Consider the following 25,666-nt stretch of genomic DNA (forward strand, 5'->3'; position numbering starts at 1 on the left):
AGTTGAACTTCGGGCTAGGATAAAAGTATGACCAGCATTAACGTCCTAGGAGTTCCGCACGCCTACGATTTGACGGCGGCTACTGCATCTCCCTCTGTCCTTGTTTTTATTCACGGTTGGCTCCTGAGCCGTCGATATTGGCAACCGTTAATTGAGCGGTTGTCGCCAGATTATCAGTGCTTGTCCTATGATTTGCGTGGGTTTGGGGAGTCCCAATGCTTAATCCCCGATCACCAGCCCAGTTTGTCTACTGCGACTGCGGAATTGATAGATGAAGCGATCGCCTCACCCAAAGCTTCAAAATATACCCCCGCTGCTTACGCTCAAGATCTAGCCGTTTTGTTGAAGCAGCTCAACATCACGAGTGCTTGGTTAGTCGGTCACTCCTTGGGCGGGAGTATTGCGCTCTGGGCAGGGCAGCAGTTGCCTGAAGCTGTGAAAGGTGTGATTTGCCTCAATGCAGGGGGTGGTATTTACCTCAAAGAGGAGTTTGAGCGGTTTCGCTCGGCAGGAGCCAAGATTTTAAGATTTCGGCCTCGCTGGTTTGCACAACTGCCATTGATTGATTTGCTGTTTAGTCGTGCCACTGTCGCTCGTCCGATTGAGCGGGTTTGGGGACGACAGCGCGTGATTGATTTTGTCGTGGCCAATCCTCAAGCCGCCTTGGGAGCATTGCTGGATTCCACTACCGAAGAGGAGGTGCATCATCTCCCTCATGTGGTGTCCCGCTTGTCACAGCCTGTTTATTTTATGGCGGGGGCGGAAGATCCAATCATGGAGCCCAAGTACGTACGGCATTTAGCCAGTTTTCATCCAACTTTTCGAGTCTGTGGCGATAACGTGATTGAGATTCCCAATTGTGGGCACATGGCGATGGTGGAGCAACCTGATACCGTGGTGGCTCAACTGCGTGCGATTGTCGCTCGACACGAAGTTCAGGAGCAAGTAACTCCCCGCACGGCGACTGGGTGATTGGAGAATTTAATCGGTACTTTCAGGCGTTATTGATAAAGCTGCATGACGTTGGCGATCGCTAGCCGTGACTGTGCCCCTAGCGTGAGGGATGACGTATGACCATGCTTAAGGTGCTCGGCGGCAGCACAGCCAATCATGGCCGCATTATCGGTGCAAAACTTCAGGGGTGGAAACAGCACCCGGAGATTATGCGTTTCGGCAGCGGTTTGTAAGTGACGGCGTAGGCTGCTGTTGGCGGCAACTCCTCCCCCAATCGCGATTGTGGTGAGGCCATAATCGCGGGCACAGGCGATCGCCCGTCGAGTCAGCGATCGCGCCACCGTTTCTTGGAAGCTCGCAGCAAGGTCGGCAACGGGGAGAGGTTGGTTGCTTTCTTGTTGAAGCTTTTGGGTTAAGCGCAGCACCGCAGTTTTAAGACCGCTAAAGCTGGAGTCGTAAGGGTGATGACCACCTTCGGGCCGCGAGACATTGCCTTCGGGCAAGGGAAAGGCTTGAGGATTGCCTTCAGTGGCAATGCGATCGATCGCTGGACCACCGGGATAACCCAAGTCAAGCAAACGAGCTACTTTGTCAAAGGCTTCTCCTGCGGCATCATCGCGAGTTTGGCCTAAAGTTTCGTAGTGGCCACAAGCTTTGACATAAATTAGGCTGGTATGCCCACCTGAAACCAGCAAACAGAGAAAAGGTGGCTCTAGCGATGGTTCGGTGAGGTAAGAAGCATAAATATGGCCTTCTAGGTGATGAATGCCAATAAAGGGCCTTTGATGGACTAGGGCCAAGGTTTTAGCGGCTGTTAGACCGACGAGCAGGGCACCCACCAGCCCAGGGGCACAAGTAGCGGCAATGCCATCAATCGCAGACCAATCTAGTGACGCTTCCTGAAAGGCCTGAGCGATCGCTAGATTAATCATCTCTACATGATGACGGGAGGCAACTTCTGGTACAACGCCTCCATATTGTTGATGAATATCAATCTGAGAAGAAACAATACTACTTAAAACTTGACGATTTTTAACAATCGCGACTGCTGTTTCATCACAACTTGTTTCAAGTGCTAAAACCGTTGCCATTCGCTGGTAATTTTTTGAATGAATGAGCTACTTCTAGTAACTTAAAACTTTACTGGGTCTACTCGGAAGAGTATGATTGCTTCCAAGTTCAGCAAACTTTCCTGTACAAATAGCGTAATCTTTTTGTACAACAAACTTTGAGTTTTGTAACAAAAGGAAATGATTCCATGCAACGACTGTTTGCTTTAGTTCTCATTGTTTGCCTCTGGCTAGGCATGGCCCCCCCTGCCTCAGCAGATGTAGCTGGGTTAGTTCCCTGCGGTGAGACTCCTGCTTTTCAGCAACGTCTAAATAACACTGTGAGAAGCCAAGAGGCTCGCTTACAAAAATATGATCCCAACAGCGATTCTGCTGCAATTATCAAAGGCAGAATTGATCGGGCTCGGGAACGGTTTGCACGCTATGAAGGGATGCTTTGCGGCCCTGAAGGTCTGCCCCGTTTGATCACCGATGGTCGCCCTAGCCACTGGGGTGATTTCCAATATCCTGGGCTGCTTTTCTTGTATCTAGCTGGCTGGTTAGGTTGGTCTGGCCGTAGCTATATCAGGACTGTGAAAAAGAGCGAATATCCAGAATACAGCGAAATTCAAATCAATGTACCTCTGGCGATTCAATGCTTTATTGGTGGGTTGCTGTGGCCTTTGGCAGCAATAAAAGAATTGATTAGTGGAGAGCTAGTTGAAAAAGAGGAAAACATCCCTGTTTCTCCTCGCTAAAACAGTCCTCTAAACTCCATTGCAAGAGTTTAGGTGATTCTCTCTTCGCTTTCATTTTCGTAATTTCTCCTTTAGCTTGTTCTTAGGAGTTTGGTATGAACGATTTTGTCAAGTATCTGTCTAATGCTCCTGTGTTAGCAGTGTTGTTCGTGAGTGGTGCCCTGACAGCGTTTATTCTGATCAATAAAACGTTTCCAGATGGTCTTTTTCTGTCTCCTTAGGCTGCACTAAGAATTTCTTTTTCCTAGAATTCTTGCTTTGCTAAAGTTAGGCAGCCTTGGTTCTAGAAAGATCAAGGTTTTTAACTTGCGAAACTCGCGATCGCCCTTTTGAAGTCGCGAGTTTCCTAGCCGAACCAATGGTGACCGAAGTGTAAAATTAATTTTTTTTAAGTGCACTTTGGTCCCAGGAGTGAGAATAAATTTCTCACCTAAAATAGGGCTACAACGTTATTAACTAAAAGAGCAATATGGTACCCGTAGACGCGATAGATAGATCAAAAGATCGCTTAGGCGATCCGAGAAACCGGGAAGTCGTTCGTCCAGCAGGCGGCGACCCTCAAACTGGTAATTTGGAAACCCCAATTAACGCCTCAGGTTTCACAGAAGCTTTCATTAATAACCTACCTGCTTATCGCCGTGGTCTTTCTCCATTACGGCGTGGTCTAGAAGTGGGGATGGCTCATGGTTACTGGCTCATTGGCCCCTTTGCCAAGCTAGGCCCCTTGAGAGATACAGATGTGGCAAACTTAGCTGGTTTGCTGTCCACGGTTGGCTTAGTTGTTATCTCAACTATTGCCCTGTCCTTGTACGCAAACAGCTGCCCTCCTGATCCAACCAAAACCATTACTACTCCAAATCCTCCAGCGGCTTTGACTACCGCAGAAGGATGGAATGAGTATGCTAGTGGCTTCCTAATTGGTGGAATTGGCGGAGCAGCTTTTGCTTACGCCTTACTCGCCAATATCCAGTTGCTACAAAATCTGTTCTAGTAATTCTTGACCAGAATCTAGAATTATTTCTAAGGCAGTCAATCGTTCACTTTTAGTCTCCAAAGTTGCCAGCTTGATAATTTACTTCACTGGTACCTTTAGTCGGAATGGAAGTGTGATTGACTGCCTTAATTTATGGCTTCAACTGCAAGCTAGGCGCTATAGCAGTGAACGGGGGCAAGCAAAGCCGCCTCAATCTCAGTTAAAGCTTTTTCAAAATCGTCGTTGATGATTTGAATATCGAACTCGCTGGCGGCATCGATTTCGGCTCGTGCCCTCTGCAACCGTCGAGCGATCGCGTCTTCCGAGTCTTGCCCGCGATTACGAATGCGCAACTCTAGTTCATTCAAGGAAGGTGGCAGGATAAAGATGCGAAAGGCCGTCGGAAAGGTTTGCCTAACTTGTCTAGCTCCTTCCAGTTCGATTTCTAGGATCACACACTTGCCTTGCTGAACTTGTTGCTCTACAGCTAGGCGGGGCGTGCCATAATAATTTCCTGCAAACTCTGCCCACTCTAGAAGTTCACCACCAGCGACCATGCGCTCAAATTCGGTGCGGCTGACAAAGTAGTAATGCTGCCCATCCACTTCGCCAGGGCGGGGAGCACGAGTCGTGACTGAAATAGAAACATAAAGATCTGGATGGCGTTGTAGAAGCGATCGCAGTAAGGTGCCTTTTCCAACTCCACTCGGCCCAGTCAATACAACCAACTTGCCTGCTTGCATGCTCCTACTACCCGTTCGACTTACGTTGCTTAAACCTCTTAGGGTAGCACTATCTATAGGCGATCGATTCAACGGTTTGAGCCGCAGGGATTAGGATTGTAGCGGGAGCTTGACATGCTTGCTATTCGTCGTTGCCCGCTCCGTCTTTACTGACAATGAAGCGGTTGGCAACAGTCTCAGGCTGAATGGCAGAAAGGATAATATGGCCTGAATCGGTGATGATGACCGCTCTGGTGCGCCGCCCATAGGTTGCGTCAATCAGTTGCCCCCGGTCTCTAGCATCCGTAATGATTCGTTTGATGGGTGCGGACTCTGGGCTGACAATGGCAACCACTCGGTTGGCAGACACAATATTGCCAAAACCGATATTGATCAGCTTAATATCCATACTGAACGGCGGCTTGACCGCGTGAGGGGTTCATAAGTATTTAATTTCAATGGTATCTACAAAAATTTGGACTAACAAGGCTAAAATTCGCAGCATAACAGAGTTTTTTGGCTTGCTAAGAAGCTTTCTATCTTTGGGTATAGATCTGACTCACTAATCCCTTAGCTCGGTGATCGATCCGGTGCAATTAGCGTTAGACTGGGCAGCGATCCTGTGACTTGTACGATTTCTCACTTTGCAACCTGTTGACTTTACTACGCTAACTGCTGCCTGCTGTGAACTTCGAGCTGATTGGCTGCCATCCCGACTGGAGCAGGTCTATCAGCGCGATCGCTTTACCCTTGCCATTGCCTTGCGAACTCTGAAGCACCGGAGTTGGCTAACTATTTCCTGGCACCCGCAAGCCGCTCGGCTTTGTATTGGCGATCCACCCCCTCGCACTCCTGACACCTTTACCTTTAGCCAGCAACTCCAACATCAACTGGGCGGCTTGGCCCTAGTTGCCATTGAGGCGATCGCCCCTTGGGAGCGGGCTTTGGATTTGCAGTTTGCTCGACGACCTGGAGACCCTCCGTTGTGGCACTTGTATGTCGAAATCATGGGCAAGTACAGCAATGTGATTTTGGCGAACCAGGAGAACTTGATTGTCACAGCGGCTCATCAGGTTAGTGCCCAGCAATCTAGCGTTCGCCCGATTCTGACCGGACAACCTTATGAGTTACCGCCTGCTCTTACCGATCCCGCTCCCAGTTTAAGTGAGTCTTATGAGCGCTGGCGAGAACGGATTAGCTTAGTGCCTGGGGCTTTACGCCGTACCTTAATCAAGAATTATCGTGGCTTAAGCTCAGCCTTAGTGTTGTCAATGTTGCAGGCCATCGAACTTGACCCAGAGCAATCAACAGAGGAGCTAAGCGAGTCGGAGTGGCAGCGGTTGTTTGCAACTTGGCAAACTTGGTTGCGATCGCTAGAAAGTTGTGAACTGCATCCAGGCTGGACTCAGCAGGGATATACCGTTTTGGGCTGGGGCAAGACGCAAGCGGTAGAGAGCGTACAAACCTTGCTCAACCAGTACTACACTGCGCAACTGAATCGCCAAGAATTTGTCCAGCTTCACCATCAGCTGACCCAAAAAGTCAATAATGTTTTGGCGAAAGTGCGCCTCAAAGCTGACTTATTTCGGCAGCGCTTAGCCCAATCGGACCAAGCAGACCAATACCGGGAGCAAGCAGACTTGTTGATGGCCCATTTGCAAGAGTGGCAACCCGGAATGAAAGTCATGACCCTGGCAGATTTCCATACTGAGCAACCTGTAGCGATCGCCCTTGATCCAGAAAAAAATGCGGTACAGAATGCTCAGTCTCTCTACAAAAAACACCAGAAACTCAAGCGAGCCCGTCTGGCAGTAGAGCCATTGCTGGCCGAGGTGCAAGTGGAGGTGGATTATTTAGAGCAAGTAGAAGCGGCCTTAGTGCAAATGGCTAGCTACCAAGCACCCGCAGACCTAATCGCTTTAGAAGAAATTCGCGATGAGTTGATTCAGCAGCAATATTTGGAGTCGCTGGAGTATCGCAGCCGCCCGGAGAGCAAAGCTAGTACAGAATTTTACCGCTTTCAAACGCCCAGCGGGTTTGAGCTGCTGATCGGTCGCAACAATCGCCAAAACGATCAGTTAACCTTCCGACTTGCGGGCGATTATGACCTGTGGTTTCACACCCAAGAAATTCCCGGCAGCCATGTCCTCTTGCGTCTAGATCCAGGAAAAGTGCCAGAAAAATCAGACCTGGAATTTACGGCTGACTTAGCTGCCTATTACAGTCGTGCCCGTCAGAGTGAGCAAGTTCCTGTGGTTTACACCGAGCCAAAACATGTCTATAAGCCCAAGGGGGCAAAGCCAGGAATGGCGATTTATAAGCAAGAGCAAGTGATTTGGGGGCAGCCTCAGCGAGCCTGTCTCTATTTATCTGCGTCGAACGAATTAAGTAGGCAATGAATGGTAATATATCATCCTGCTTTAGCGCACGAATGATGCAGATGCTGAAAAACTGCTGTAAACATTCATGACGAAAAGTTTGTGTATCTTGTTACAATACTTTCGGAGTAGGGAACACTAACCCTATACCCGCTGCAAGTGTGGGAACGCGCAGCTTGGGTTCCTCCAAAGTGAGAAGACAACGTCATTAAAAATTAATAGTAGCCAGCTATGGGAGCTGGCTTTTTTTGTGCCTAATGTTGGCGGATTTGGTGCCGTACAGGTTAATAGTTTCTGTAGAACTTAGGTTACAGCAGGGATGTATGAAGCGCCACCAGAATCTACATCAAATTCAGCAATTGGACCCTATCCAGGATCATCAGGAAATTTGCCGCCTCATGGCAGGCTACGAATTTCCGTGGGATATTAATCGAGCTCTAGAAATTGCGCTGTTTCGGACGTTTTGTGTGCCAAGTATTTCAGCCCTGCTCGACAAAACTGGAGAGTTTCATCAGCGCCCGCAAAAACGTTATGACGATACAGCTCTAACTGTGGCTGAAATTTTGAAATGGGGGTATGACAGCGATCGCGGGCAAGAAGTCATTCGCCGCATGAATCACATGCATGGGCACTTTCAGATCAGCAACGCCGATTTCTTGTATGTGCTTTCCACATTCATCTATGAACCTGTACGTTGGCTCGACCGTTTCGGCTGGCGACCTATGTCTGAGAACGAACGCTTGGCTTCCTTCTATTTCTGGCAGGCCGTGGGTCAGCGAATGCAGATTCAAAATATTCCTGACACCTACGAAGCCTTTGAGCGCTACAACGTGGAATATGAGCAACAGCACTTCCGTTACGCCCAAACGAATCGTTTGGTGGGTGACTCCACGCAAAACTTGATGCTGAGTTGGTTTCCATGCTGGTTGCGCCCTTTAGTTAGGCCAAGCGTCCACAGCTTCCTAGATGACCGGATGCTAGAAGCTTATGGATTCACCGCTCCACCTGCTTTCCTGCGACAAGCGATCGCCTACAGCTTGAGATTGAGAGGCCGAGTTTTACGTTGGTTGCCACCCCGGAAACAACCAAAGTTCTACACCGATGCTGATCACCGGAGCTATCCCAACGGTTATCAGCTTACGCAGCTTGGCCCGCCGCAGACGCTGGAGTCACTCAATCACGATACGAAGCCTGAGTAGGCTGGTTGGCATAAGTCTCAATGAGCCAAGTTGAGCGATTGCCCTTAGCTTCTCGCAGGTTGAAAGGCAGGAGCCGCTTGAGTAATGGGCGGAATTCCAGCTAAATCCAAAATTTGAGGAATTAGGTCTTCCCGACGCACAGCCATCATATGTACGCCTTGGCAAAGCTCTTTTGCTAACTTGACTTGCTCTGCCGCGATCGCAATGCCTTCTTGTAGGGGATCAGCAGCTCGTTCTAGACGTTGAATAATCTCGTCTGGAATGGAGACACCTGGAACATTGCGGTTAATAAACTGAGCGTTCTTAGCTGATTTGAGCAGAAAAATTCCTGCTAGAACTGGCTTATTGCTACCTGCCGCGATCTGAGTCATGAATTTTTCCAGCCGATCAAAGTCGCAGATTAGTTGACTCTGGAAAAATTGGGCTCCAGCCACTAATTTGCGTTCAAAGCGACTTTGTAAGCCTGACCAGCTATTGAGCTGAGGGTCAACCGCTGCACCCACTAGCAAATCGGTGGGGCCATCAGGCATGAGTTTGTCATTGGCATCAAAGCCTTGATTTAGCTTAGAGATCAGTTGCAGCAACCGTACTGCCTCCAAGTCAAACACCGCCCGTGCTTCTGGGTGGTCGCCTGCTTTCACTGGATCTCCAGTCAAAGCCAAAATATTGCGAACGCCAAGGGCATGAGCTCCCATCAAATCACCTTGTAAACCAATGCGGTTGCGATCGCGGCAAGCTACCTGACAAATTGGCTCAATGCCGTGCTGCAGCAGAATAATGGACGCTGTCAAGGAACTCATACGAAGCACAGCCCGACTGCCATCGGTAATGTTGACGGCATGGACTCGATCTTTGAGCAGTAGGGCCATTTGCAGCATGTGAGCCGCATTGCCACCTTTGGGCGGGGCCACTTCAGCGGTCACTAAAAATTCACCTGACTGAAGCGCATTGCGGAAGCAAGAAGGAGATGGAAATAGAGATGAATTAAGCATCGCGAGATTGTTTTGACCGTTATCCATCACCTAATTAACCTCACCATCGTCACTTCATCTGGCATTCCGTATTCCTGTTGAGCAATGAGCTGTGGAGTATCCGTTTTATAAGGGCAAGGCATAGCCCAAGGCTGATTTCGCCTGGTTCAGAGTTTGGTTGGCGATCGCAGCGGCAGCTTCCTGGCCTTGGCGCAGCACCGATTCCAAATAGCCTTTGTCCGCCATGATGTCGTTGTATTTGTCTTGGATAGGCTTGAGAGCGCTAATCGTAGTTTCAGTCAATAAAGGCTTGAACTGGCCCCAACCCATATCTTGACACTCCGTTGTTACCTCAGCTTTAGTTTTGCCTGACAACAGCATATAAAGCGTCAGCAAGTTGTTACACTCAGGTCGCTCTGGGTTGTCAAACTCCAACCCTCTGACCGGGTCAGTTTTGCAGCGCTTAATCTTGTTTTGGATCTGCTCAGGCGCATCTAAAACATTGATCCGACTCAAGTCTGAAGGATCAGATTTAGACATTTTGCGAGTGCCGTCGGTCAAGCTCATGACTCGTGCACCTGCCGCCCGAATCAATGGCTCTGGTAGTTTAAAGGTCGGCGACTTGTCTTTGCAAAACTGATGGTTAAACCGTGCAGCAATATCGCGAGTTAGCTCTAAATGCTGCTTTTGGTCTTCTCCCACCGGAACTTTGTCAGCTTGGTAAAGCAAAATATCGGCAGCCATCAGCACGGGGTAGTCAAGCAAACCCACATTGACATTCTCGCCTTGCCGCACCGCTTTTTCCTTGAACTGAATCATGTCTTCGAGCCAGTTTAGGGGTGTAATGCAGTTCAGTAGCCAAGTTAACTCACTGTGAGCGGGAACGTGGGACTGCACGAAGATGTGGGCGTGCTGCAAGTCGATGCCACAAGCCAAATAGATAGCTGCGATCGCGTAGGTGTCAGCCGCTAGCGTGGCTGGATTGTGGGGTGCAGTAATGGCATGGAGATCGACGACACAGAAAAAATTTTCGTATTGGCTTTGGCCTTCCACCCAATTGCGAATGGCTCCCAAGTAGTTACCTAAGTGGAGATTGCCCGTTGGTTGAATGCCAGAAAGAACCCGCTGCTTAGCCATAATTTTCAAATGATCACATGCCAAAGCTGTCCTAGAGCGCAAGCAAGGCCCAATTGCTGCTGTTAGTCACAGTTGTCTATGTCAAAAGCAGGGACAGTCTAAAACCAGAGTAAAGCTTTACGATGCAAAGATTAACTTTTCTTTATGTAAAATCAAAGACGATTACAAAGCCTGGGTTCTGAAATTATCAAAGTTGTCTATCTCTAAGACTCTTCAGTCCTTCCCAATTATGGCGCAGTCTGATCAGAATCCGGTGGACCAAGTCAAGGCTTGCCTGTCTCTTTCCCACGACCTCCCCAATAAGCACAGTAGAGAACAGTAGCAGCAGGTTGTACAGTCTATTCATTCATGCTTTTCACCTGCTCATCATGCTCCTAGACTGTCTACCTTGGCTTCAGGTTGACCAGTTTGCGGTCACGCAACCCCAACAACTTCTTGATCTCCTACAATTTCCTTTCATGCAACGGGCGATCGCAGGTGGGATTCTCATGGGTGTGTTGGGTGGGCTACTGGGTTGCTTTGTCACACTGCGGCAGTTGTCATTCTTTAGTCATGCAGTTGGCCATGCGGCTTTGGTCGGAGTCGCTCTAGGCGTTCTGCTACAGCTCAACCCCACTTGGATGCTGCTCCCTTTTACCCTGCTGTTTGGTCTAGCAGTGCTCTACCTGATTGACCAAACCGATTTGTGGAGTGACAACATCCTCAGCATTGTGCTCTCAGGCGCTTTAGCGATCGGGGTGATTCTGACTAGCTTTATTCAAGGCTACCGAGGCAACCTGATGGGAGTGTTGTTCGGCGACATCCTAGCCATCAACCGCACCGACTTAGTGCTGACCCTACTGTTGCTGATTGTCAGTGCTATTTTTTTGCTATCGACGCTACGACAACAAATTTTGCTAACTCTGAATCAAGCAGTCGCGCAAGTGCAAGGGATTCCAGTTCAACTGCATCGCTATTTGTTTGTAGTCTTGCTGTCTCTAGCAGTTGCCGTTTCCATCAAAGCGATCGGGATTTTGCTAGTGAATGCCTTTCTAGTCATTCCAGCCTCAACTGCCAAACTGCTGAGTCAAAGATTCACTCGCTTCTTGCTGCTATCGGTAGCGATCGGGGCACTGAGCAGCATTTTGGGCATGTTGGTGTCTGGAGCACTGAATTTTGCTTCTGGCCCTAGTATTGTGTTAGTTCAGTTTGTGCTCTTTCTGCTTGTACTGAGCTTGACCAAGCTGAAAGCATTACCAACCTAAGTCGTAGCGTTTTCTAGCCTAAGGATTATGCAGCAATTTCCTGATTGTGACCTGAGGAATCGTAAAGATCTAAAAGTGTTTGAGATTTAGCGAGATCGAATTTCTTTCAGCCTCAAAGGCTTGGTAAGCGGGGTGCATGTTTTACTGCTCCCCGCATTTTGACTAAAGAAGAGTTGGGGTTGGAAAATAATTCATATTTTCATCAACTTTTTATCCCAGAGTGTGACAAACTCGGCGATAACGTCCTTAAGCGGCTCTAATCTCCCTAATCTCTAAACTGACTGTGCAATTAAAGTACGCGCTGGTTCATGAATGGTTGACGCCAAAAGCAACGGGTGGCTCGGAACTAGTCGTGCAGGAGATTTTGCAGCATATCGATGCAGATCCCTACGCCCTAATTGATTTCGAATCCACAAATCCAGAGAGCTATTTGTTTAAGCGTCAGATTGGCACGACTTTTTTGCAGTATTTTCCGGGGGCTCGCGGGGGTGTGCAGAAATATTTGCCCTTGTTGCCTTTGGCGATCGAACAACTAGATTTACGCCCGTATGATGTGATTCTTTCTTCTTCCCACGCGGTGGCTAAAGGAGTCCTGACTGGCCCCCATCAGTTGCACATTTGTTATTGCCATACTCCCATGCGCTATGCCTGGGATTTAACCTTTGACTACTTACGCAGCAGTGCCTTGGGGCGTGGGGTCCTAGGCTGGGCAACACGTTGGCTGCTGCACTATCTGCGACAATGGGATGTTTTATCTGCGAATCGGGTAGATTATTTCATCGCCAATTCGCAAAATACAGCCCGTCGCATTTGGCGCTACTATCGGCGACCCGCCACGGTAATTTATCCGCCTGTGCATACGGAGCGATTTCCTTTTCAAGCTCAGAAGCAAGATTTTTACCTCACAGTTTCTCGCTTGGTGAGCTACAAAAAAACTTCGCTGATTGTGCGTGCTTTTAATCAGTCAGGGCGATCGCTGGTGGTGATTGGCAGCGGTCCAGAACTGCAAGAGCTACGCAAACTCGCTAAACCCAATATCCAAATACTGGGATGGCAACCAGATGCCGTAGTGGCAAAATATATGGCTGAAGCGAAGGCGTTTGTTTACGCGGCCCATGAAGATTTTGGTATCGCTCCCGTAGAAGCTCAAGCCTGTGGTACTCCTGTGATTGCCTACGGAGCAGGAGGAGCTTTAGAAACGGTGCGAGATGTGCGTCAGTATTCGGATACTGCCACAGGAGTTTTGTTCTCAACTCAATCGGAGGTGGCTTTAATTGAAGCAGTGGAGTATTTTGAAACTCATGCCCAAGCGTTTAATCCTGAGGTGGTGCGATCGCATGCCCTAACCTTTGACGCTAAAGCGTTTGCGCAACAATATCTCAGTTTTGTGGAACACTGCTGCCAAGAATTTAGGTCTAGCGATCCCAGTGAAGTACTGGCTTTTAGGCCTAAATTGCCGTAGAAGCTGTTTCTGGCTTTATGATCAGGACTGTGTGTGGTGTGAGTTTGTGAGTTGAAGGAGTACAATGACTGCCGAAAGTCAACTTATCTCCGGCAAGACAATTCGGGCTATTTTCAAGCGGGGCTTGCCGCCAGTCACGTTAGTTAGTCTAGACGGAGAGTTTTCCAAGCGGTTGTTTGATATTGGATTTTCGCTTGCGGTTTTGATTTTGTTCTCTCCGGTTTATTTGCTCCTGGTCCTGTTGATTGCCTTTAGCTCTCCAGGGCCGATTTTTTATGTGCAAGAACGGATTGGCAAAAATCGTCAACCTTTTGGTTGCATCAAATTCAGAACGATGGTCGAAAACGCTGACGAAGTACTACTTAAGTTGTTGGAAACCTCTCCTGATGTTCGGCAAGAATTTGAAGAAAACTTCAAACTGAAATACGATCCTCGGATTACCTGGATTGGTCGGTTCTTGCGAGTCACCAGCTTGGATGAGTTCCCCCAATTTTGGAATGTGCTTAAAGGTGACATGAGCGTCGTAGGTCCTCGGCCTCTTGTCGAGGAAGAGTTGCCAAGGTACGGCAGATATATGGACCGGATTTTGACGATTCAACCTGGAATCACAGGCTTGTGGCAAGTTTCTGGACGCAATGATATTCCTTACCACCGACGGGTCTTAATGGACCTTTACTACGTTAATTGCCGCAGTTTTTCGATGGACCTATGGTTAATTGTTAAAACAATCGGCGTTGTGGTCTTTCCCAGTAAAAACGGTGCCTATTGAAGCTCATCTTTCTCTTAGAGAGGGGAAACTTCATTTGTTTTTGTGTCCAATTATACGGTATTGGCTGATTAGCGTCTTCTGGAAGCACTAGCTGCAATCTTTGACAAAAATATACAGAGGCTACCAATTCTTTGCAGACACTACATAGTTTTTTGATGTTTTGTTGAGAGTTTCAAGCTAACGTATGGATTGACTCTTAACAAAAATGGGATGTATAGAGGTGTAGCGGCTAGGCACAAGCTTGAAATTGCATCTGTCTACTCCAGACTCTCAGGGGAATTGCTTGGAGTTGTGACTAGCTGAAACCGCTAAAACTTATGTTTCCCCAGCCCCCATGTCAGCCACAGAAGGAACTTTTCAAATGACCCAACGGAAGCGAGCGCTAATCACAGGTATTACAGGTCAAGATGGCTCTTACCTCAGCGAATTGCTGTTAGAAAAGGGTTATGAAGTTCATGGCATTATCCGACGAACTTCAACTTTTAATACAGACCGCATTGACCACGTATACGAAGACCCTCATAAAGAGGGAGCGCGTTTGTTTCTGCACTACGGCGACTTAACGGATGGGACAACGTTGCGCCGCATTTTAGAAGAAGTGCAGCCGCAAGAAATTTATAACTTGGGGGCTCAGTCGCATGTGCGAGTCAGTTTTGACTCACCTGAGTACACCGCAGATGCAGTAGGGATGGGCACACTCAGACTGCTGGAAGCTATCCGTGACTACCAACATCGAACTGGCTTAGAAGTGCGGTTTTACCAGGCGGGTTCCTCAGAGATGTTTGGCAAGGTCCAGGAAGTACCTCAAACCGAAACCACACCCTTCTATCCTCGTAGTCCCTACGCCTGCGCTAAGGTCTATGCTCATTGGCAGACCGTAAACTACCGTGAATCTTACGGCATGTTTGCGTCCAACGGAATTTTGTTCAACCACGAGTCTCCGCGTCGGGGTGAAACCTTCGTTACTCGCAAAATTACCCGAGCGATCGCGCGAATTGTGGCAGGAAAGCAGAAGAAAATCTACTTGGGCAACTTAGATTCCAAGCGAGACTGGGGATACGCCAAAGATTATGTGCGGGCGATGTGGTTGATGCTGCAACAAGATCAACCCGATGACTATGTAGTGGCAACGGGTGAAACGCACTCAATCAGTGAGTTTCTAGATTTGTCCTTTAAGTGTGTCAACCTGGATTGGAACGACTACGTTGAGTTTGACGAGCGTTACCTACGTCCCGCAGAAGTTGATCTGCTGATTGGAGATCCCGCTAAAGCCAAGCAGAAGCTGGGTTGGGAACCCTCTGTGACTTTTGAGCAGCTTGTCGCCATCATGGTGGAAGCAGACTTGCAAGCCTTGGGACTTACCATGGAAAATGGTAGAGGTGCGTCTTTGGAACACGCTACCATTCGCCACGAAGTCAGCAATGTAATGAGCTAATCTCTGAGCATTTCTGATTTATTTCAACAGAGATAAAAAAGCCATGACAACGCTGGATCTCAGAGATAAACGGATTTTGGTGACGGGGGGGGCTGGCTTCCTGGGTCGTCAAGTGATCGACCAGCTCCAACGGGCAGGTGCTGATTCCCAAAAGATTACGGTGGTGCGATCGCGGGATTATGACCTACGTTTCCTCGATCACTGCCAACGCGCGGTTGATCAGCAGGATGTGGTGATTCACTTAGCGGCGCATGTGGGTGGGATCGGGCTGAACCGAGAAAAACCCGCTGAACTCTTCTACGACAACTTGATGATGGGTACGCAGTTGATTCATGCGGCCTATCAAGCGGGGGTCCAGAAGTTTGTCTGTGTGGGTACCATTTGTGCTTACCCTAAGTTCACCCCGGTGCCGTTTAAGGAAGAAAATCTTTGGGATGGCTACCCTGAGGAGACTAATGCCCCTTATGGGGTGGCTAAGAAAGCTCTGTTGGTCCAGCTGCAATCTTATCGCCAGCAATATGGCTTCAATGGCATCTACTTATTGCCAGTGAACTTGTATGGGCCTGAGGATAACTTCGATCCTCGCAGTTCCCACGTCATCCCAGCGTTGATTCGCAAGGTTTACGAAGCTCAGCAACGGGGAGACCAGCAACTCCCTGTCTGGGGTGATGGCAGTCCGACTCGTGAGTTTCTCTATTCTGAGGATGCAGCTCGTGGCATTGTGATGGGCACCCAGTCCTACAACGATTCTGAGCCTGTGAATCTGGGGACTGGCTACGAAATTACAATTCACGATCTGGTAACTCTGATTTGTGAGCTGATGGGCTTTGAAGGCGAGATTGTCTGGGAAACCGACAAACCTAATGGTCAGCCTCGTCGCTGCTTGGATACAGAACGAGCCAAGCAGTTTGGCTTTACGGCTCAAATGGAATTTAGGCAAGGGCTGAAAAACACAATTGAGTGGTACAAACAGCACGCTAGCTAAGCCACAACTTAGACATCATCTGTAGGGGCGGGTTTTGTAGTTCAGGTATCGCGATAATGCGAATTCTGCTGCTAAACCCGCCCCTATGTTCATTGCGACTCCTATAACAATGAGAGACAAGAAGCGATCGCCATCTTCCCCTCAAATCAGGCAATGGCGATCGCTAAAACCTCAATCCTCTAAATAGTGGGGATCGAGAATTAAGGATAGAGACCGCGATCGCTGACAGCTTGGGCGACTCGTCCCACAGCCAGAGTATAGGCTGCTAAGCGGAGTGGAACCTGGCGATTTTGTGATTGTTGCAAGACACGCTGGAAGGCATGCACCATCAAGCTTTCCATTTCGCGGTTTACTCGTTCTTCGTCCCAGAAGACGTAGGAAAGCCCCTGCACCCATTCCAGGTAACTCACGACGACTCCACCTGCGTTAGCGAGAATATCAGGAAATACCGTAACACCTCTCGCTTCCAGGGCTTGATCCGCGGCTAATGTCACTGGGCCATTGGCTGCTTCTACGATGATCTGAGCCTTGACTTGAGCGACATTAGCTTCAGTAATTTGGTTTTCTAAAGCGGCTGGAATCAAGACATCGCAGGGAAGGAGCAAGAGATCGTCATTGCTAATCGGCGTGGAACTAGGAAATCCAACTAAGCTCTTATGGTTTTCGGCGGCATAGGCTAGCAAGGCTGGAATATCCAGGCCAGCGTCAGCAAACAGACCGTTGGTACTGGTGGAGACAGCCAAAATTCTAGCGCCAGCTTCGTATAGCAACTGGGCGGCGGATCGGCCAACATTACCAAATCCTTGGATGACAATCCGGGCACCTGCCAAGGATTTGCCCTGAGCTGCTAGCGCCTCCCGGACCGTGATCATTACGCCTCGACCTGTAGCCATTTCTCGTCCGAGGGAACCACCAATTGAGATCGGTTTACCTGTCACTACTCCGGGGACAGCGTGGCCTACGTTCATGGAGTAGGTGTCCATCATCCAGGCCATTTCCCGCGCGGAGGTGCCAACATCGGGCGCAGGAATATCTACAGAGGGCCCAATATCTTTGATTAACTCGTTGGTGTAGCGGCGAGTAATTCGTTCTAGCTCACTGACACTGTAATCGTTAGGATTAATGGCAATTCCCCCTTTCGCACCTCCATAAGGAATGCCTAAGAGAGCGCACTTCCAGGTCATTAGCATGGCTAGAGCCGAAACTTCCCGTAAAGTCACGGCGGGATGATAGCGTGTACCGCCTTTATAGGGACCGAGGACATCACAGTGCTGAACTCGGTGCCCCGCCAGAACTTGTACAGTACCGTTATCCAGTTTGATGGGGATCGAGACGGTGACGACTTTACGAGGATGGCTCAAGATAGCTTGTAAACCAGCATCTAGTTGAAGTTCTCTAGCGGCTTCGTCCAAATAGCTACAGGTTTGATCTAAGGGACAAATGTGGGCAGGTGAAGCAGGTTCTAGAGGCAGGAGTGATGGTGAACCCATAACATTACTCTCACAATCGCAGTCTCTCTGCGAACTGGGTATCTATCCGTAGCCTAGCCTTCTGAATGGGGATCACTCTGGATTTTGGTAAAATTCGTTACATTTTCCCTGGAGCAAAAGTGATAACTGGTGGCTACCAAAATATAGGTGGTAGCGATCGCTAGAATTTTGATTAGGGCAAGTTTGGGTAAGCCACAAAAGTAGGCAGCATGTTACGCATTAAGCAAATCCTAAATTTCTGGTTTGGCAGTCCAGAATCAAGTAGTTATGGCAAGAGCCGCAAGATTTGGTTCGCAAAGGATCCAAATTTTGATCGAGACATCAGCGATCGCTTTCTATCCAACTACGAAGCAGCCGTGGCTGGTCACTACAATGGTTGGACAGCTTCCCCGGATGGTTGCTTGGCGTTGATATTGTTGTTCGATCAGTTTCCGCGCCATATCTTTCGGGGCGATCGCCGAGCTTATACTACGGATGCTCAAGCTTTAATCACGGCTCAGCAAGGGATCGCGCAGGATTTTGACCAAGCTTTGTTGCCCGTGCAGCGGATGTTTATTTACTTACCCTTTGAGCACAGTGAGAATTTAGAACACCAGCGCTTATCAGTAGAACTGTTTCGGCAGTTGAGTGACGATCCAGACGCTGGTGATATGTTTCCCTACGCGGTTCGCCATAAAGAAATTATTGAACGATTTGGGCGCTTTCCCCATCGCAATCAAATTTTGGGCCGTACGACAACTCCTGAAGAAGCGGAGTTCTTGAAGCAACCGGGTTCATCGTTTTAAGTGTTTGAAATTTTGATTTGGTAGCTGTTGACAAGGTTATCGGGTTACTATGTCCACTCGTTCACCATCCTATGGCCAAGCGAATGCCGCCCCAGCGGCTCAGACCGAGCAACTGCAAGGAGTGGTAGAGCGCCTGACCTTTCATTCTGAAGAATCAGGTTACACGATCGCTCGACTCAAGGCACCGCGAGCCAGAGACCTAGTCACCATTGTCGGTAACTTCCCCAGTATTCAAGCGGGCCAAACGCTGCAAATGCAAGGGATCTGGCGAGATCATCCCAAGTTTGGGCCGCAGTTTGAGGTGACTTATTACCGAGAAACCAAACCTGCAACCCTGACAGGCATTGAAAAATATCTAGGAAGTGGCCTAATTAAGGGGATTGGCCCTGTAACTGCCAAGCGGATTGTGGCGCACTTTGGCCTGGAAACCTTAGAGGTGATTGAGAACCAGTGCGATCGCCTAGGAGAAGTGCCTGGTATCGCTAAGAAGCGGGTCAAAATGATCCAGGCGGCTTGGGAAACTCAGAAGGCGATCAAAGAGGTGATGCTGTTTCTGCAAAGCCACGGTGTTTCTACCACTTATGCCGTCAAAATCTATAAGCAGTATGGCGCAGAAGCGATCGCTACAGTCACCAACAACCCTTACCAACTGGCAACCGATGTGTATGGCATTGGTTTCGTGACAGCAGATGCGATCGCCCGAAATCTCGGCATTGCTCCAGATTCAGAATTTCGCTACCGTAGCGGCTTGTTGCATGTTTTATCCGAGGCGAGCGAGGAAGGCCATTGCTTTTTACCCCAGCCAGAGTTGGTAGAGCGAACGGTGCAGCGCTTAGCCTTGAGCGATCATGAGCCAGATTCAGAGCAAATTTCGGCGATCGTGACCCAAATGGGTTTGGAAGATCAATTGGTGATGCAAGGTGGCTCTGGCGAGTTACAAGGTCAATTCATTTGCTATAAACCTGCCTTCTTCCAAGCAGAGACCAATATGGCAGATCGGTTGCGCCAATGGTTGCAGCGTCCAGTCACAGTGGATTTGCCCAGAGTCCAAGCTTGGATCGATCGCTTTACAGCCAAAACTGGATTGGCCCTTTCCGAGCAACAACGCCAAGCCGTAGAAATGGCAGCCACTCAACGGGTATTGATTCTGACTGGAGGCCCAGGTTGCGGCAAAACCTTTACGACTCGGACCATTGTGGCGCTGTGGAAAGCAATGGGAAAGGCGATCGCGCTGGCTGCTCCCACCGGACGGGCCGCACAACGGTTGAGTGAAATGACCGGACAGGAAGCCAAAACGCTACATCGTTTGCTGGAGTTTGACCCGAAGACCTTTGGCTTTAAGCGCGGCTACGACAATCCTCTAGAAACCCAGGCTGTGATCGTAGACGAATCCTCAATGTTGGATTTGTTTCTTGCCAATTCCTTGATCAAAGCTGTGCCACTGGAGGCCCAGATGTTGCTAGTCGGCGATATCGATCAGCTACCCAGTGTCGGCCCAGGCAATGTGCTGCGGGACTTGATTCGATCTGGCCAAGTCCCGGTGATTCGGCTGACCGAGGTGTTTCGGCAAGCTCAGGCGAGTTACATTGTGCAAAATGCTCACCGGATCAATCAAGGGCAGGTGCCACAACTCGAACCCGTTTCTGCTGTGCCTCAAACGGACTGCCTTTGGTTAGGAGCACCGCAACCAGAAGACGGTGTTCAGGCAATTCATGACCTGATTAACGACTTGATTCCGCAATTGGGTTTTGTCCCTGCCCAGGATGTGCAAGTCCTATGTCCGATGACGCGCGGCGAAGTAGGAACTCGGAATCTCAATACCGTGTTGCAACAGTTGCTCAACCCTCCCTATAGCGGCAAAACCGAGATTGCCAGAGGCGGCATGACTTTACGAGTTGGCGATCGCGTGATTCAACAAGTCAATGACTACGACCGGGAAGTGTTTAACGGGGACTTAGGAGTCATTGCCGCGATCGACCCAGAAGAGCAAGAAGTAACGGTGCGATTCGGCGATCGCCTCGTCAACTACGATCGCGCTGACTTAAATGAAATTACGCTGGCGTGGGCTGTCACAATTCATAAAGCCCAAGGCAGTGAGTATCCGGTGGTGATCTTGCCCTTATATTTGCAGCACTACATGATGCTCAGCCGCAACTTGCTTTATACCGGACTGACTCGGGCCAAGCAACTTGCCTTTCTAGTCGGACCGAAAAAGGCGATCGCGATCGCGGTTAATCAAGTCAAGGACCAACAACGTTACACAGCCTTAGCGCGTCGTTTAAGGTAGTAGCAAGGCTCAATTCGCTGAACTGGTTTTTCTAAGGGCTAGAGAAACTAAATTGCCGCAAAAACTTCCGGTCTGAGAAAACTCTCAAGGAAAATTATTTAGAGACAGAGTCAAAAACATGTCAATCTGATTACAAGCCTCTGGCTACAAATCTCCTAAACTAAAAAACGAACCTTGAGGGCTGTTAGGTTTTAGTGCAGGCTAATTTGTCATTATGATTGAGATTCTAGCCGCGCTCTCCGCTTCTTCAGCGGCAGGTTTAAGAATTGCTTTGCCGCTATTGATTATTGGGTTGCTGCAAGGCGAAGACTTGTGGTCTCGTGTACCAATCTTGTCTCAGGTGCCGCCTCCCGTCGTGATTGGGGTGTTGGTGAGCTGGTCGTTATTAGAAGTCTCGATTTCGAAGCGACGGTTAGGGCAGCGGGCTTTACAAATTATTCAAGTGATTTTTAGCCCCATTGTTGGAGCCTTGATGGGGATGGCGATCGCTCGCGTGGCCGCAATGTCGCCTTGGTTGGTAGGGCTGATTGGTGTCGTGGGTGGTCTGTTAGCGTTAGTTTTACAGTTAGTGCAAATCGGCTGGTTTTACCGCCTCCGCAAACTGCCGCTTTGGATGATTTTTGCCCAAGATAGTTTGTGCATCATCTTGGTCTTTTTTGCTTTTGATGCGCCTCGCCAAGGTGGACTCATCGCCTTACTGCTGCTGTGGCTAGCCATCCGGAGTTCTAAAGAGTGGCGACGCTGGTATGCCGAGCAAGCCCATCCTCGCGATCGCCAGCAACCCCGGCGGCACAAGCAAGAACCAGATTGACAAGACTCGCTAGATAAAAGCGCGAGAGCCTAATAAATCAGGTTATCCCGCGCTTCCACACTCGCTTAAAGCCAACTTATAGCAATCCCACAAAGTGCAGCGGCCCACGACCGCTGAGCAGTTCGATCATCAGCGCAATAAAGCCCAGCATGGCGATTCGGCCATTCCAAACTTCCGCCGCAGTCGTCATACCCCACTCCCACCGCTCTTGGGGGTACATCTTCACCATCTTCTTCATTTGGGTGACTTGAGACAGAGCGATCGGAGGAGCTTCCAATGCCTCAACGACGAGATCGGCCAAGTCCTCAATAAAACCAGGATGGGTATCGAGAGCGGGAACCCGCTGAAAATGATGAATTCCGGATTCTTCTGCTAACTCGCGGTACTCAATATCAATTTCTTGCAAGGTTTCAATATGTTCTGAAACGAAGCTGATCGGAACGATGGCTAAATCTTGAACACCTTGAGCTCCTAATTCTGCGAGCGCATCCTCTGTATAGGGCTTCAGCCACTCGACTGGACCTACTCGGCTCTGGTAGGCCAGTGTATGAGCGTTGGGCCGATTGAGGGTTTGCATGATTAGCGCCGTGCATTCCTCAATCTCTTTTTGGTACGGATCGCCCGCTTCTTCGACATAGCTGACAGGAACACCGTGAGCACTGAAGAAGATATGCACTTGGTCAGGGTTGGGGAATTTATCCAGTTCCTGAGCAATTAGCTGGGCCATTGCCTGGAGATAACCAGGGCGGTTGTACCAGGACGCTACCGTTGTATATTCAACCTGATTGAGAGCGGGGTCTTCTTGCCAAAGCTTCTCGAGCAAACGGAAGCTAGAGCCACTGGTGCTAATGGAAAACTGAGGATATAGGGGCAGAATTACTAGCTTTTCAATTTGGTCCCGCTTAATCCGGGCGATCGCTTCCTCAGTGAAAGGATGCCAGTAGCGCATGCCAATGTAGACCGAGGCATCATGGCCTTTTTGCCGCAAGGAAGCTTGAATTGCTTGGGCCTGAGCTTCTGTAATCCGTCGTAGAGGGGAGCCACCACCAATCTGACGATAGTTTTCCTGAGATTTCTTGGCTCGGCTCGTGGCGATAATCCAGGCTAGCGGCTTCTGCAACCAAGGAAATGGTAGACGAATGATTTCTGGATCAGAGAATAGGTTAAACAGGAAGGGACGGACGTCCTCCAGTTGATCAGGCCCACCTAAATTGAGCAATAGAACGCCAGTACGACCCATTGTGGTCACGATCCCCCTACCCTCTCATGTTTGTTACTGATTTTAACAATTAATTTCCTAAATCCGTTTGACATCATGGTGCTAAATACCCAACTTTAATTACTAAAGTTATGTATGGCGATCCCAAATGGCTTGTGAAAGATGCACCTCTCACAAGCCGCCAGTTTCATAAATTATTTAGGACTGCTATATATTTCAAGTTCTTAAAAGATTTAAAACTCCTGTTAACTATTAAGTTTGCCATGACTGATGCCAATCAAGCGCTTGATGCGAAAATTCTTCAAGTAAATCAACGCCTCAAAGCGGCAAAGTTGGGACTGCAAATTGAGCGGCGGGGACAGAAGTTAAATTTGCGGGGCACTCTGCCACCTCGACCGGATAGTTCACGTCTGCGTCCTCACCAACAACGACTGGTTTTGGGACTATCCGCTACCCCAAGCGGGTTGAAGCAGGCAGAACAGGAAGTTAAGGTGATCGCGGCTCAGCTCATTCAAAAGACGTTTGATTGGCGGCACTATTTAGCTGTCTCTGGCGGAGGCCGATTGTATGACCTAGATTTGCCAGAACAAATTCAGGTCTTTGAAGAACATTTCTTGATGCAGCCGCAGCGAATAAAAAACTCAGCCTCCGCCAAAACTACTTGGCGCTTCACTTATGCGCCGTACCTGCGAAAATTAGTTGCGATCGCTCAAGAGCATCCCAAATTTAGTTTGGCCGAAGCGATTTACGCTACGGTGCGCTCAACCGATGACCAGTCTCGTAGTCGTCAAGCTTGCTGTACTGCACTAAGTGCCTTGGCAGAGTTTCTCAATTTAGAGTTGCCCATTGACCTAAAATCACTTTGGGGCAGCTATAGCCCGAATCAAACTCAAGCGCGAGAGCTCCCGTCCGATGAGCTGATTGTCAAAACGTTTGAGCAAATTCCTAACCCAGCGTGGCGATTTGTTTATGGCATTATGGCGACCTATGGGTTACGGAACCATGAAGTATTTTTTTCTGATTATTCCGGTTTAAGCCAAGGGGATGCGGCGAGCACGATTCAAGTCTTGTCTACAACCAAAACTGGAAGTCATGAAGTCTGGCCTTTCTTCCCTGAATGGATTGAGCAATTCGATCTCCGCAGCATTTGCTTGCCTCCCGTAGACACTGATCTCAACCGCACGACACTGCAACGAGTTGGGCAACAAGTGACGACCCAATTTCGCCGTTATCAAGTGCCTTTCTCACCCTACGATTTGCGCCACGCCTGGGCGGTCAGAACGATTCACTTTGGTCTGCCAGATACTGTCGCAGCTCGGATGATGGGGCACTCCGTCACGGTACACACCCGTACCTACCATCAGTGGCTGACGCGACGTGACCAACAGCAAGCGGTAGAAGCAGCTCTGAACCGTACTCAGCTCAAAGCGCCACTACGTTAATTCCCCCACTCAACAGTTAGGTGGTGTACTCGGCGTTGATTTTCACATAGTCGTAGCTGAGGTCGCACCCCCAAGCGGTGCCAGAGCCAGATTCATTGCCGATGCTGACTGAGATTGTGACGACGTTTTGAGCTTGGCTTTCGCTGGTAGTCATGCGGGGGAAAGGAACTAACTGACCATTTTTCATCACCATCAAGTCATTACTTACCTCGGTGCTGACCACATCGGGCGGTAACGTCTCTTTGGCTGTTGCTTGTTTCAGGTAAGCACTCGCAGCTGCGCGATCGAACTTCAGCGGCTGGCCCTGCTCCATCAGCAAAAAGTCACCTAACTTGATTTGCAGATTTTCTTGGCCAAAAGACACTCCCGCGCGACCTGCAGCCGCAGCAATGCGGCCCCAGTTAGGGTCATGGCCGAAAATAGCTGATTTCACTAAGGAAGAACCAGCGATCGTGCGAGCGATTTGCCGAGCCGAGCTGTCGTCAGGCGCACCGGAGACTTGCACCTCCATTAAGCAAGTCGCTCCTTCCCCGTCGCGGGCGATCGCCTTAGCCAAATAGACACAAACCTCGGTCAACATGGCTTCTAGCTTGTCGGCATCGGGACCAGGTTCGGTAATGGCAGGTGTGCGCGACTGACCGTTGGCCAGGGCTAGGAGAGTATCGTTGGTGCTGGTGTCGCCATCAACTGTGATTTGGTTGAAGCTGCGATCGGCGGCGCGACTCAGCATGTCTTGCCAAAGGGGTGGGGAAACAGCAGCATCACAGGTAACGAACGCCAACATCGTCGCCATGTTGGGGTGAATCATGCCAGAGCCTTTGGCAATACCCCCGATTCGCACTGGACGACCATGTAGAGTCGTTTCTAGGGCGATCGATTTAGTGACGAGATCAGTCGTGGCGATCGCTTGAGCCGCATGGTCCGAGCCTTGATCAGAAGCAGCAGCGATCAGATGCGGAATCGCGGCTTTCAAGGCTGCCATGGGGATACGCTGACCGATCACCCCAGTTGAAGCTAACAAGATCGAGTCTGAAGAAATATTTAGGGCTTGGGCTAAACTTTGGGCACTCTCGATCGTGTCAATCCAACCTTGGGAGCCAGTAGCGGCATTCGCTTGACCTGCATTACAGAGAATGGCTTGGGCACTTCCCTTCACTTGTAAACGCTCTCGGCAGTAGTCCACACAGGCGGCTCGGACTTGAGTTGTAGTAAAAACGCCTGCCGCGATCGCCTCCGCCTCCGACAAAATCAAAGCTAGGTCGGGTAAGCCAGAAGGTTTCAATCCAGCGGCTATTCCCGCAGCCCGATAGCCTCGCGGTGCTGTGATTCCACCGGGAATTTTTCGCCAATCTGACATTGTTCCTCCTCCCACCACTGAGACGCTTGAAAGGGGATTATATCAACTGGCCGCTATTACTTCACTACATTCGGCAGGTGCAAAACTCGTCTGCTTGGGTGCAAAATTCAGTGCGCTCGCCCCTAAATGGTCAACAATGACAAATTGCCAAAGAAAAAGGGAGAGTCTGTAGCGACTCTCCCCGCCATCAGGGTGCATCTACTTATCACATTATGCCATCAAGGGGGTGTGGGGTGACA

General features: G+C 49.4%; 23 protein-coding genes. 15 read left to right on the forward strand and 8 right to left on the reverse strand.

The window, feature by feature from the left end:
* The first annotated feature begins 27 nt into the window (after window positions 1–27).
* On the forward strand, window positions 28–972 hold the full coding sequence (locus tag H6F68_RS22665) for an alpha/beta fold hydrolase (RefSeq protein ID WP_190562509.1): 945 nt from the start codon (window positions 28–30) through the stop codon (window positions 970–972).
* 29 nt (window positions 973–1,001) lie between these two features.
* Here H6F68_RS22665 and tsaD read toward each other — a convergent pair whose 3' ends face one another.
* Window positions 1,002–2,045: a tRNA (adenosine(37)-N6)-threonylcarbamoyltransferase complex transferase subunit TsaD gene (gene tsaD / locus H6F68_RS22670; RefSeq protein WP_190562511.1), complete on the reverse strand. Its 1,044-nt coding sequence runs from the start codon at window positions 2,043–2,045 to the stop codon at window positions 1,002–1,004.
* A gap of 167 nt (window positions 2,046–2,212) precedes the next feature.
* On the opposite strand from tsaD, the gene H6F68_RS22675 reads away from it, so the two are divergent.
* From H6F68_RS22675 to H6F68_RS22685, 3 genes are all read left to right on the forward strand, one after another.
* Entirely contained in the window at window positions 2,213–2,761 is a 549-nt protein-coding gene (locus tag H6F68_RS22675) for a Photosystem I reaction center subunit III (RefSeq protein ID WP_190437980.1), read from the forward strand.
* A 95-nt stretch (window positions 2,762–2,856) separates the two neighbouring features.
* On the forward strand, window positions 2,857–2,982 hold the full coding sequence (locus H6F68_RS22680) for a Photosystem I reaction center subunit IX (protein ID WP_190437982.1): 126 nt from the start codon (window positions 2,857–2,859) through the stop codon (window positions 2,980–2,982).
* A 248-nt stretch (window positions 2,983–3,230) separates the two neighbouring features.
* Complete coding sequence (locus H6F68_RS22685) at window positions 3,231–3,752, forward strand: photosystem I reaction center subunit XI (RefSeq protein WP_190437983.1); 522 nt, start codon at window positions 3,231–3,233, stop codon at window positions 3,750–3,752.
* Between the two features lie 152 nt (window positions 3,753–3,904).
* Here H6F68_RS22685 and gmk read toward each other — a convergent pair whose 3' ends face one another.
* Both gmk and remA read right to left on the reverse strand, forming a co-directional pair.
* Window positions 3,905–4,477 (reverse strand): guanylate kinase, encoded by a 573-nt coding sequence (gmk, locus tag H6F68_RS22690; RefSeq protein WP_190562512.1) that lies wholly within the window; start codon window positions 4,475–4,477, stop codon window positions 3,905–3,907.
* 121 nt (window positions 4,478–4,598) lie between these two features.
* Window positions 4,599–4,865, reverse strand: a complete 267-nt coding sequence (remA, locus tag H6F68_RS22695) for an extracellular matrix/biofilm regulator RemA (protein ID WP_190437987.1) — start codon at window positions 4,863–4,865, stop codon at window positions 4,599–4,601.
* A 235-nt stretch (window positions 4,866–5,100) separates the two neighbouring features.
* Here remA and H6F68_RS22700 point away from each other — a divergent pair, with 235 nt between their 5' ends.
* Window positions 5,101–6,855 (forward strand): NFACT family protein, encoded by a 1,755-nt coding sequence (locus tag H6F68_RS22700; RefSeq protein WP_190562514.1) that lies wholly within the window; start codon window positions 5,101–5,103, stop codon window positions 6,853–6,855.
* A 302-nt stretch (window positions 6,856–7,157) separates the two neighbouring features.
* The gene (locus H6F68_RS22705) at window positions 7,158–8,033 is read left to right on the forward strand and encodes an oxygenase MpaB family protein (protein WP_190562516.1); all 876 of its coding nucleotides are present in this window, start codon (window positions 7,158–7,160) and stop codon (window positions 8,031–8,033) included.
* A gap of 44 nt (window positions 8,034–8,077) precedes the next feature.
* Here H6F68_RS22705 and H6F68_RS22710 read toward each other — a convergent pair whose 3' ends face one another.
* The gene (locus tag H6F68_RS22710) at window positions 8,078–9,025 is read right to left on the reverse strand and encodes a methylenetetrahydrofolate reductase (protein ID WP_190562860.1); all 948 of its coding nucleotides are present in this window, start codon (window positions 9,023–9,025) and stop codon (window positions 8,078–8,080) included.
* 105 nt (window positions 9,026–9,130) lie between these two features.
* A complete protein-coding gene (gene trpS, locus H6F68_RS22715) occupies window positions 9,131–10,141 on the reverse strand; it encodes a tryptophan--tRNA ligase (RefSeq protein WP_190562518.1) in 1,011 nt (336 codons plus the stop codon).
* Between the two features lie 368 nt (window positions 10,142–10,509).
* Between trpS and H6F68_RS22720 the strand changes: the two genes are divergently transcribed.
* From H6F68_RS22720 to H6F68_RS22740, 5 genes are all read left to right on the forward strand, one after another.
* On the forward strand, window positions 10,510–11,385 hold the full coding sequence (locus tag H6F68_RS22720) for a metal ABC transporter permease (protein WP_190562521.1): 876 nt from the start codon (window positions 10,510–10,512) through the stop codon (window positions 11,383–11,385).
* A 283-nt stretch (window positions 11,386–11,668) separates the two neighbouring features.
* Window positions 11,669–12,847, forward strand: coding sequence for a glycosyltransferase (locus H6F68_RS22725; protein WP_190562523.1), 1,179 nt, complete (start codon window positions 11,669–11,671; stop codon window positions 12,845–12,847).
* A 64-nt stretch (window positions 12,848–12,911) separates the two neighbouring features.
* The gene (locus H6F68_RS22730; RefSeq protein ID WP_190562525.1) at window positions 12,912–13,616 is read left to right on the forward strand and encodes a sugar transferase; all 705 of its coding nucleotides are present in this window, start codon (window positions 12,912–12,914) and stop codon (window positions 13,614–13,616) included.
* Between the two features lie 361 nt (window positions 13,617–13,977).
* Complete coding sequence (gmd, locus tag H6F68_RS22735; RefSeq protein WP_190437997.1) at window positions 13,978–15,051, forward strand: GDP-mannose 4,6-dehydratase; 1,074 nt, start codon at window positions 13,978–13,980, stop codon at window positions 15,049–15,051.
* 43 nt (window positions 15,052–15,094) lie between these two features.
* Entirely contained in the window at window positions 15,095–16,036 is a 942-nt protein-coding gene (locus H6F68_RS22740; RefSeq protein ID WP_190555282.1) for a GDP-L-fucose synthase, read from the forward strand.
* 200 nt (window positions 16,037–16,236) lie between these two features.
* Here the strand turns inward: H6F68_RS22740 and H6F68_RS22745 are convergent, their stop codons facing one another.
* The gene (locus tag H6F68_RS22745; protein ID WP_190562527.1) at window positions 16,237–17,526 is read right to left on the reverse strand and encodes a Glu/Leu/Phe/Val dehydrogenase; all 1,290 of its coding nucleotides are present in this window, start codon (window positions 17,524–17,526) and stop codon (window positions 16,237–16,239) included.
* Between the two features lie 209 nt (window positions 17,527–17,735).
* Here H6F68_RS22745 and H6F68_RS22750 point away from each other — a divergent pair, with 209 nt between their 5' ends.
* From H6F68_RS22750 to H6F68_RS22760, 3 genes are all read left to right on the forward strand, one after another.
* A complete protein-coding gene (locus H6F68_RS22750; RefSeq protein ID WP_190562529.1) occupies window positions 17,736–18,311 on the forward strand; it encodes a DUF924 family protein in 576 nt (191 codons plus the stop codon).
* Window positions 18,312–18,360: 49 nt separating this feature from the next.
* A complete protein-coding gene (locus H6F68_RS22755) occupies window positions 18,361–20,598 on the forward strand; it encodes an ATP-dependent RecD-like DNA helicase (protein ID WP_190562531.1) in 2,238 nt (745 codons plus the stop codon).
* A 214-nt stretch (window positions 20,599–20,812) separates the two neighbouring features.
* Complete coding sequence (locus H6F68_RS22760; protein ID WP_190562533.1) at window positions 20,813–21,409, forward strand: DUF4126 domain-containing protein; 597 nt, start codon at window positions 20,813–20,815, stop codon at window positions 21,407–21,409.
* A 76-nt stretch (window positions 21,410–21,485) separates the two neighbouring features.
* Here H6F68_RS22760 and hemH read toward each other — a convergent pair whose 3' ends face one another.
* Window positions 21,486–22,649, reverse strand: coding sequence for a ferrochelatase (gene hemH / locus H6F68_RS22765; RefSeq protein WP_190562535.1), 1,164 nt, complete (start codon window positions 22,647–22,649; stop codon window positions 21,486–21,488).
* A gap of 242 nt (window positions 22,650–22,891) precedes the next feature.
* Here hemH and H6F68_RS22770 point away from each other — a divergent pair, with 242 nt between their 5' ends.
* Window positions 22,892–24,070, forward strand: coding sequence for a site-specific integrase (locus H6F68_RS22770; RefSeq protein WP_190438009.1), 1,179 nt, complete (start codon window positions 22,892–22,894; stop codon window positions 24,068–24,070).
* Window positions 24,071–24,086: 16 nt separating this feature from the next.
* On the opposite strand, the gene argJ is transcribed toward H6F68_RS22770, so the two are convergent.
* Window positions 24,087–25,427: a bifunctional ornithine acetyltransferase/N-acetylglutamate synthase gene (gene argJ / locus H6F68_RS22775; RefSeq protein WP_190562537.1), complete on the reverse strand. Its 1,341-nt coding sequence runs from the start codon at window positions 25,425–25,427 to the stop codon at window positions 24,087–24,089.
* Window positions 25,428–25,666: the final 239 nt, after the last annotated feature.

Origin of the sequence: Trichocoleus sp. FACHB-262 (genome assembly GCF_014696035.1) — a bacterium.
In the GTDB taxonomy this organism is placed as follows: domain Bacteria; phylum Cyanobacteriota; class Cyanobacteriia; order FACHB-46; family FACHB-46; genus Trichocoleus.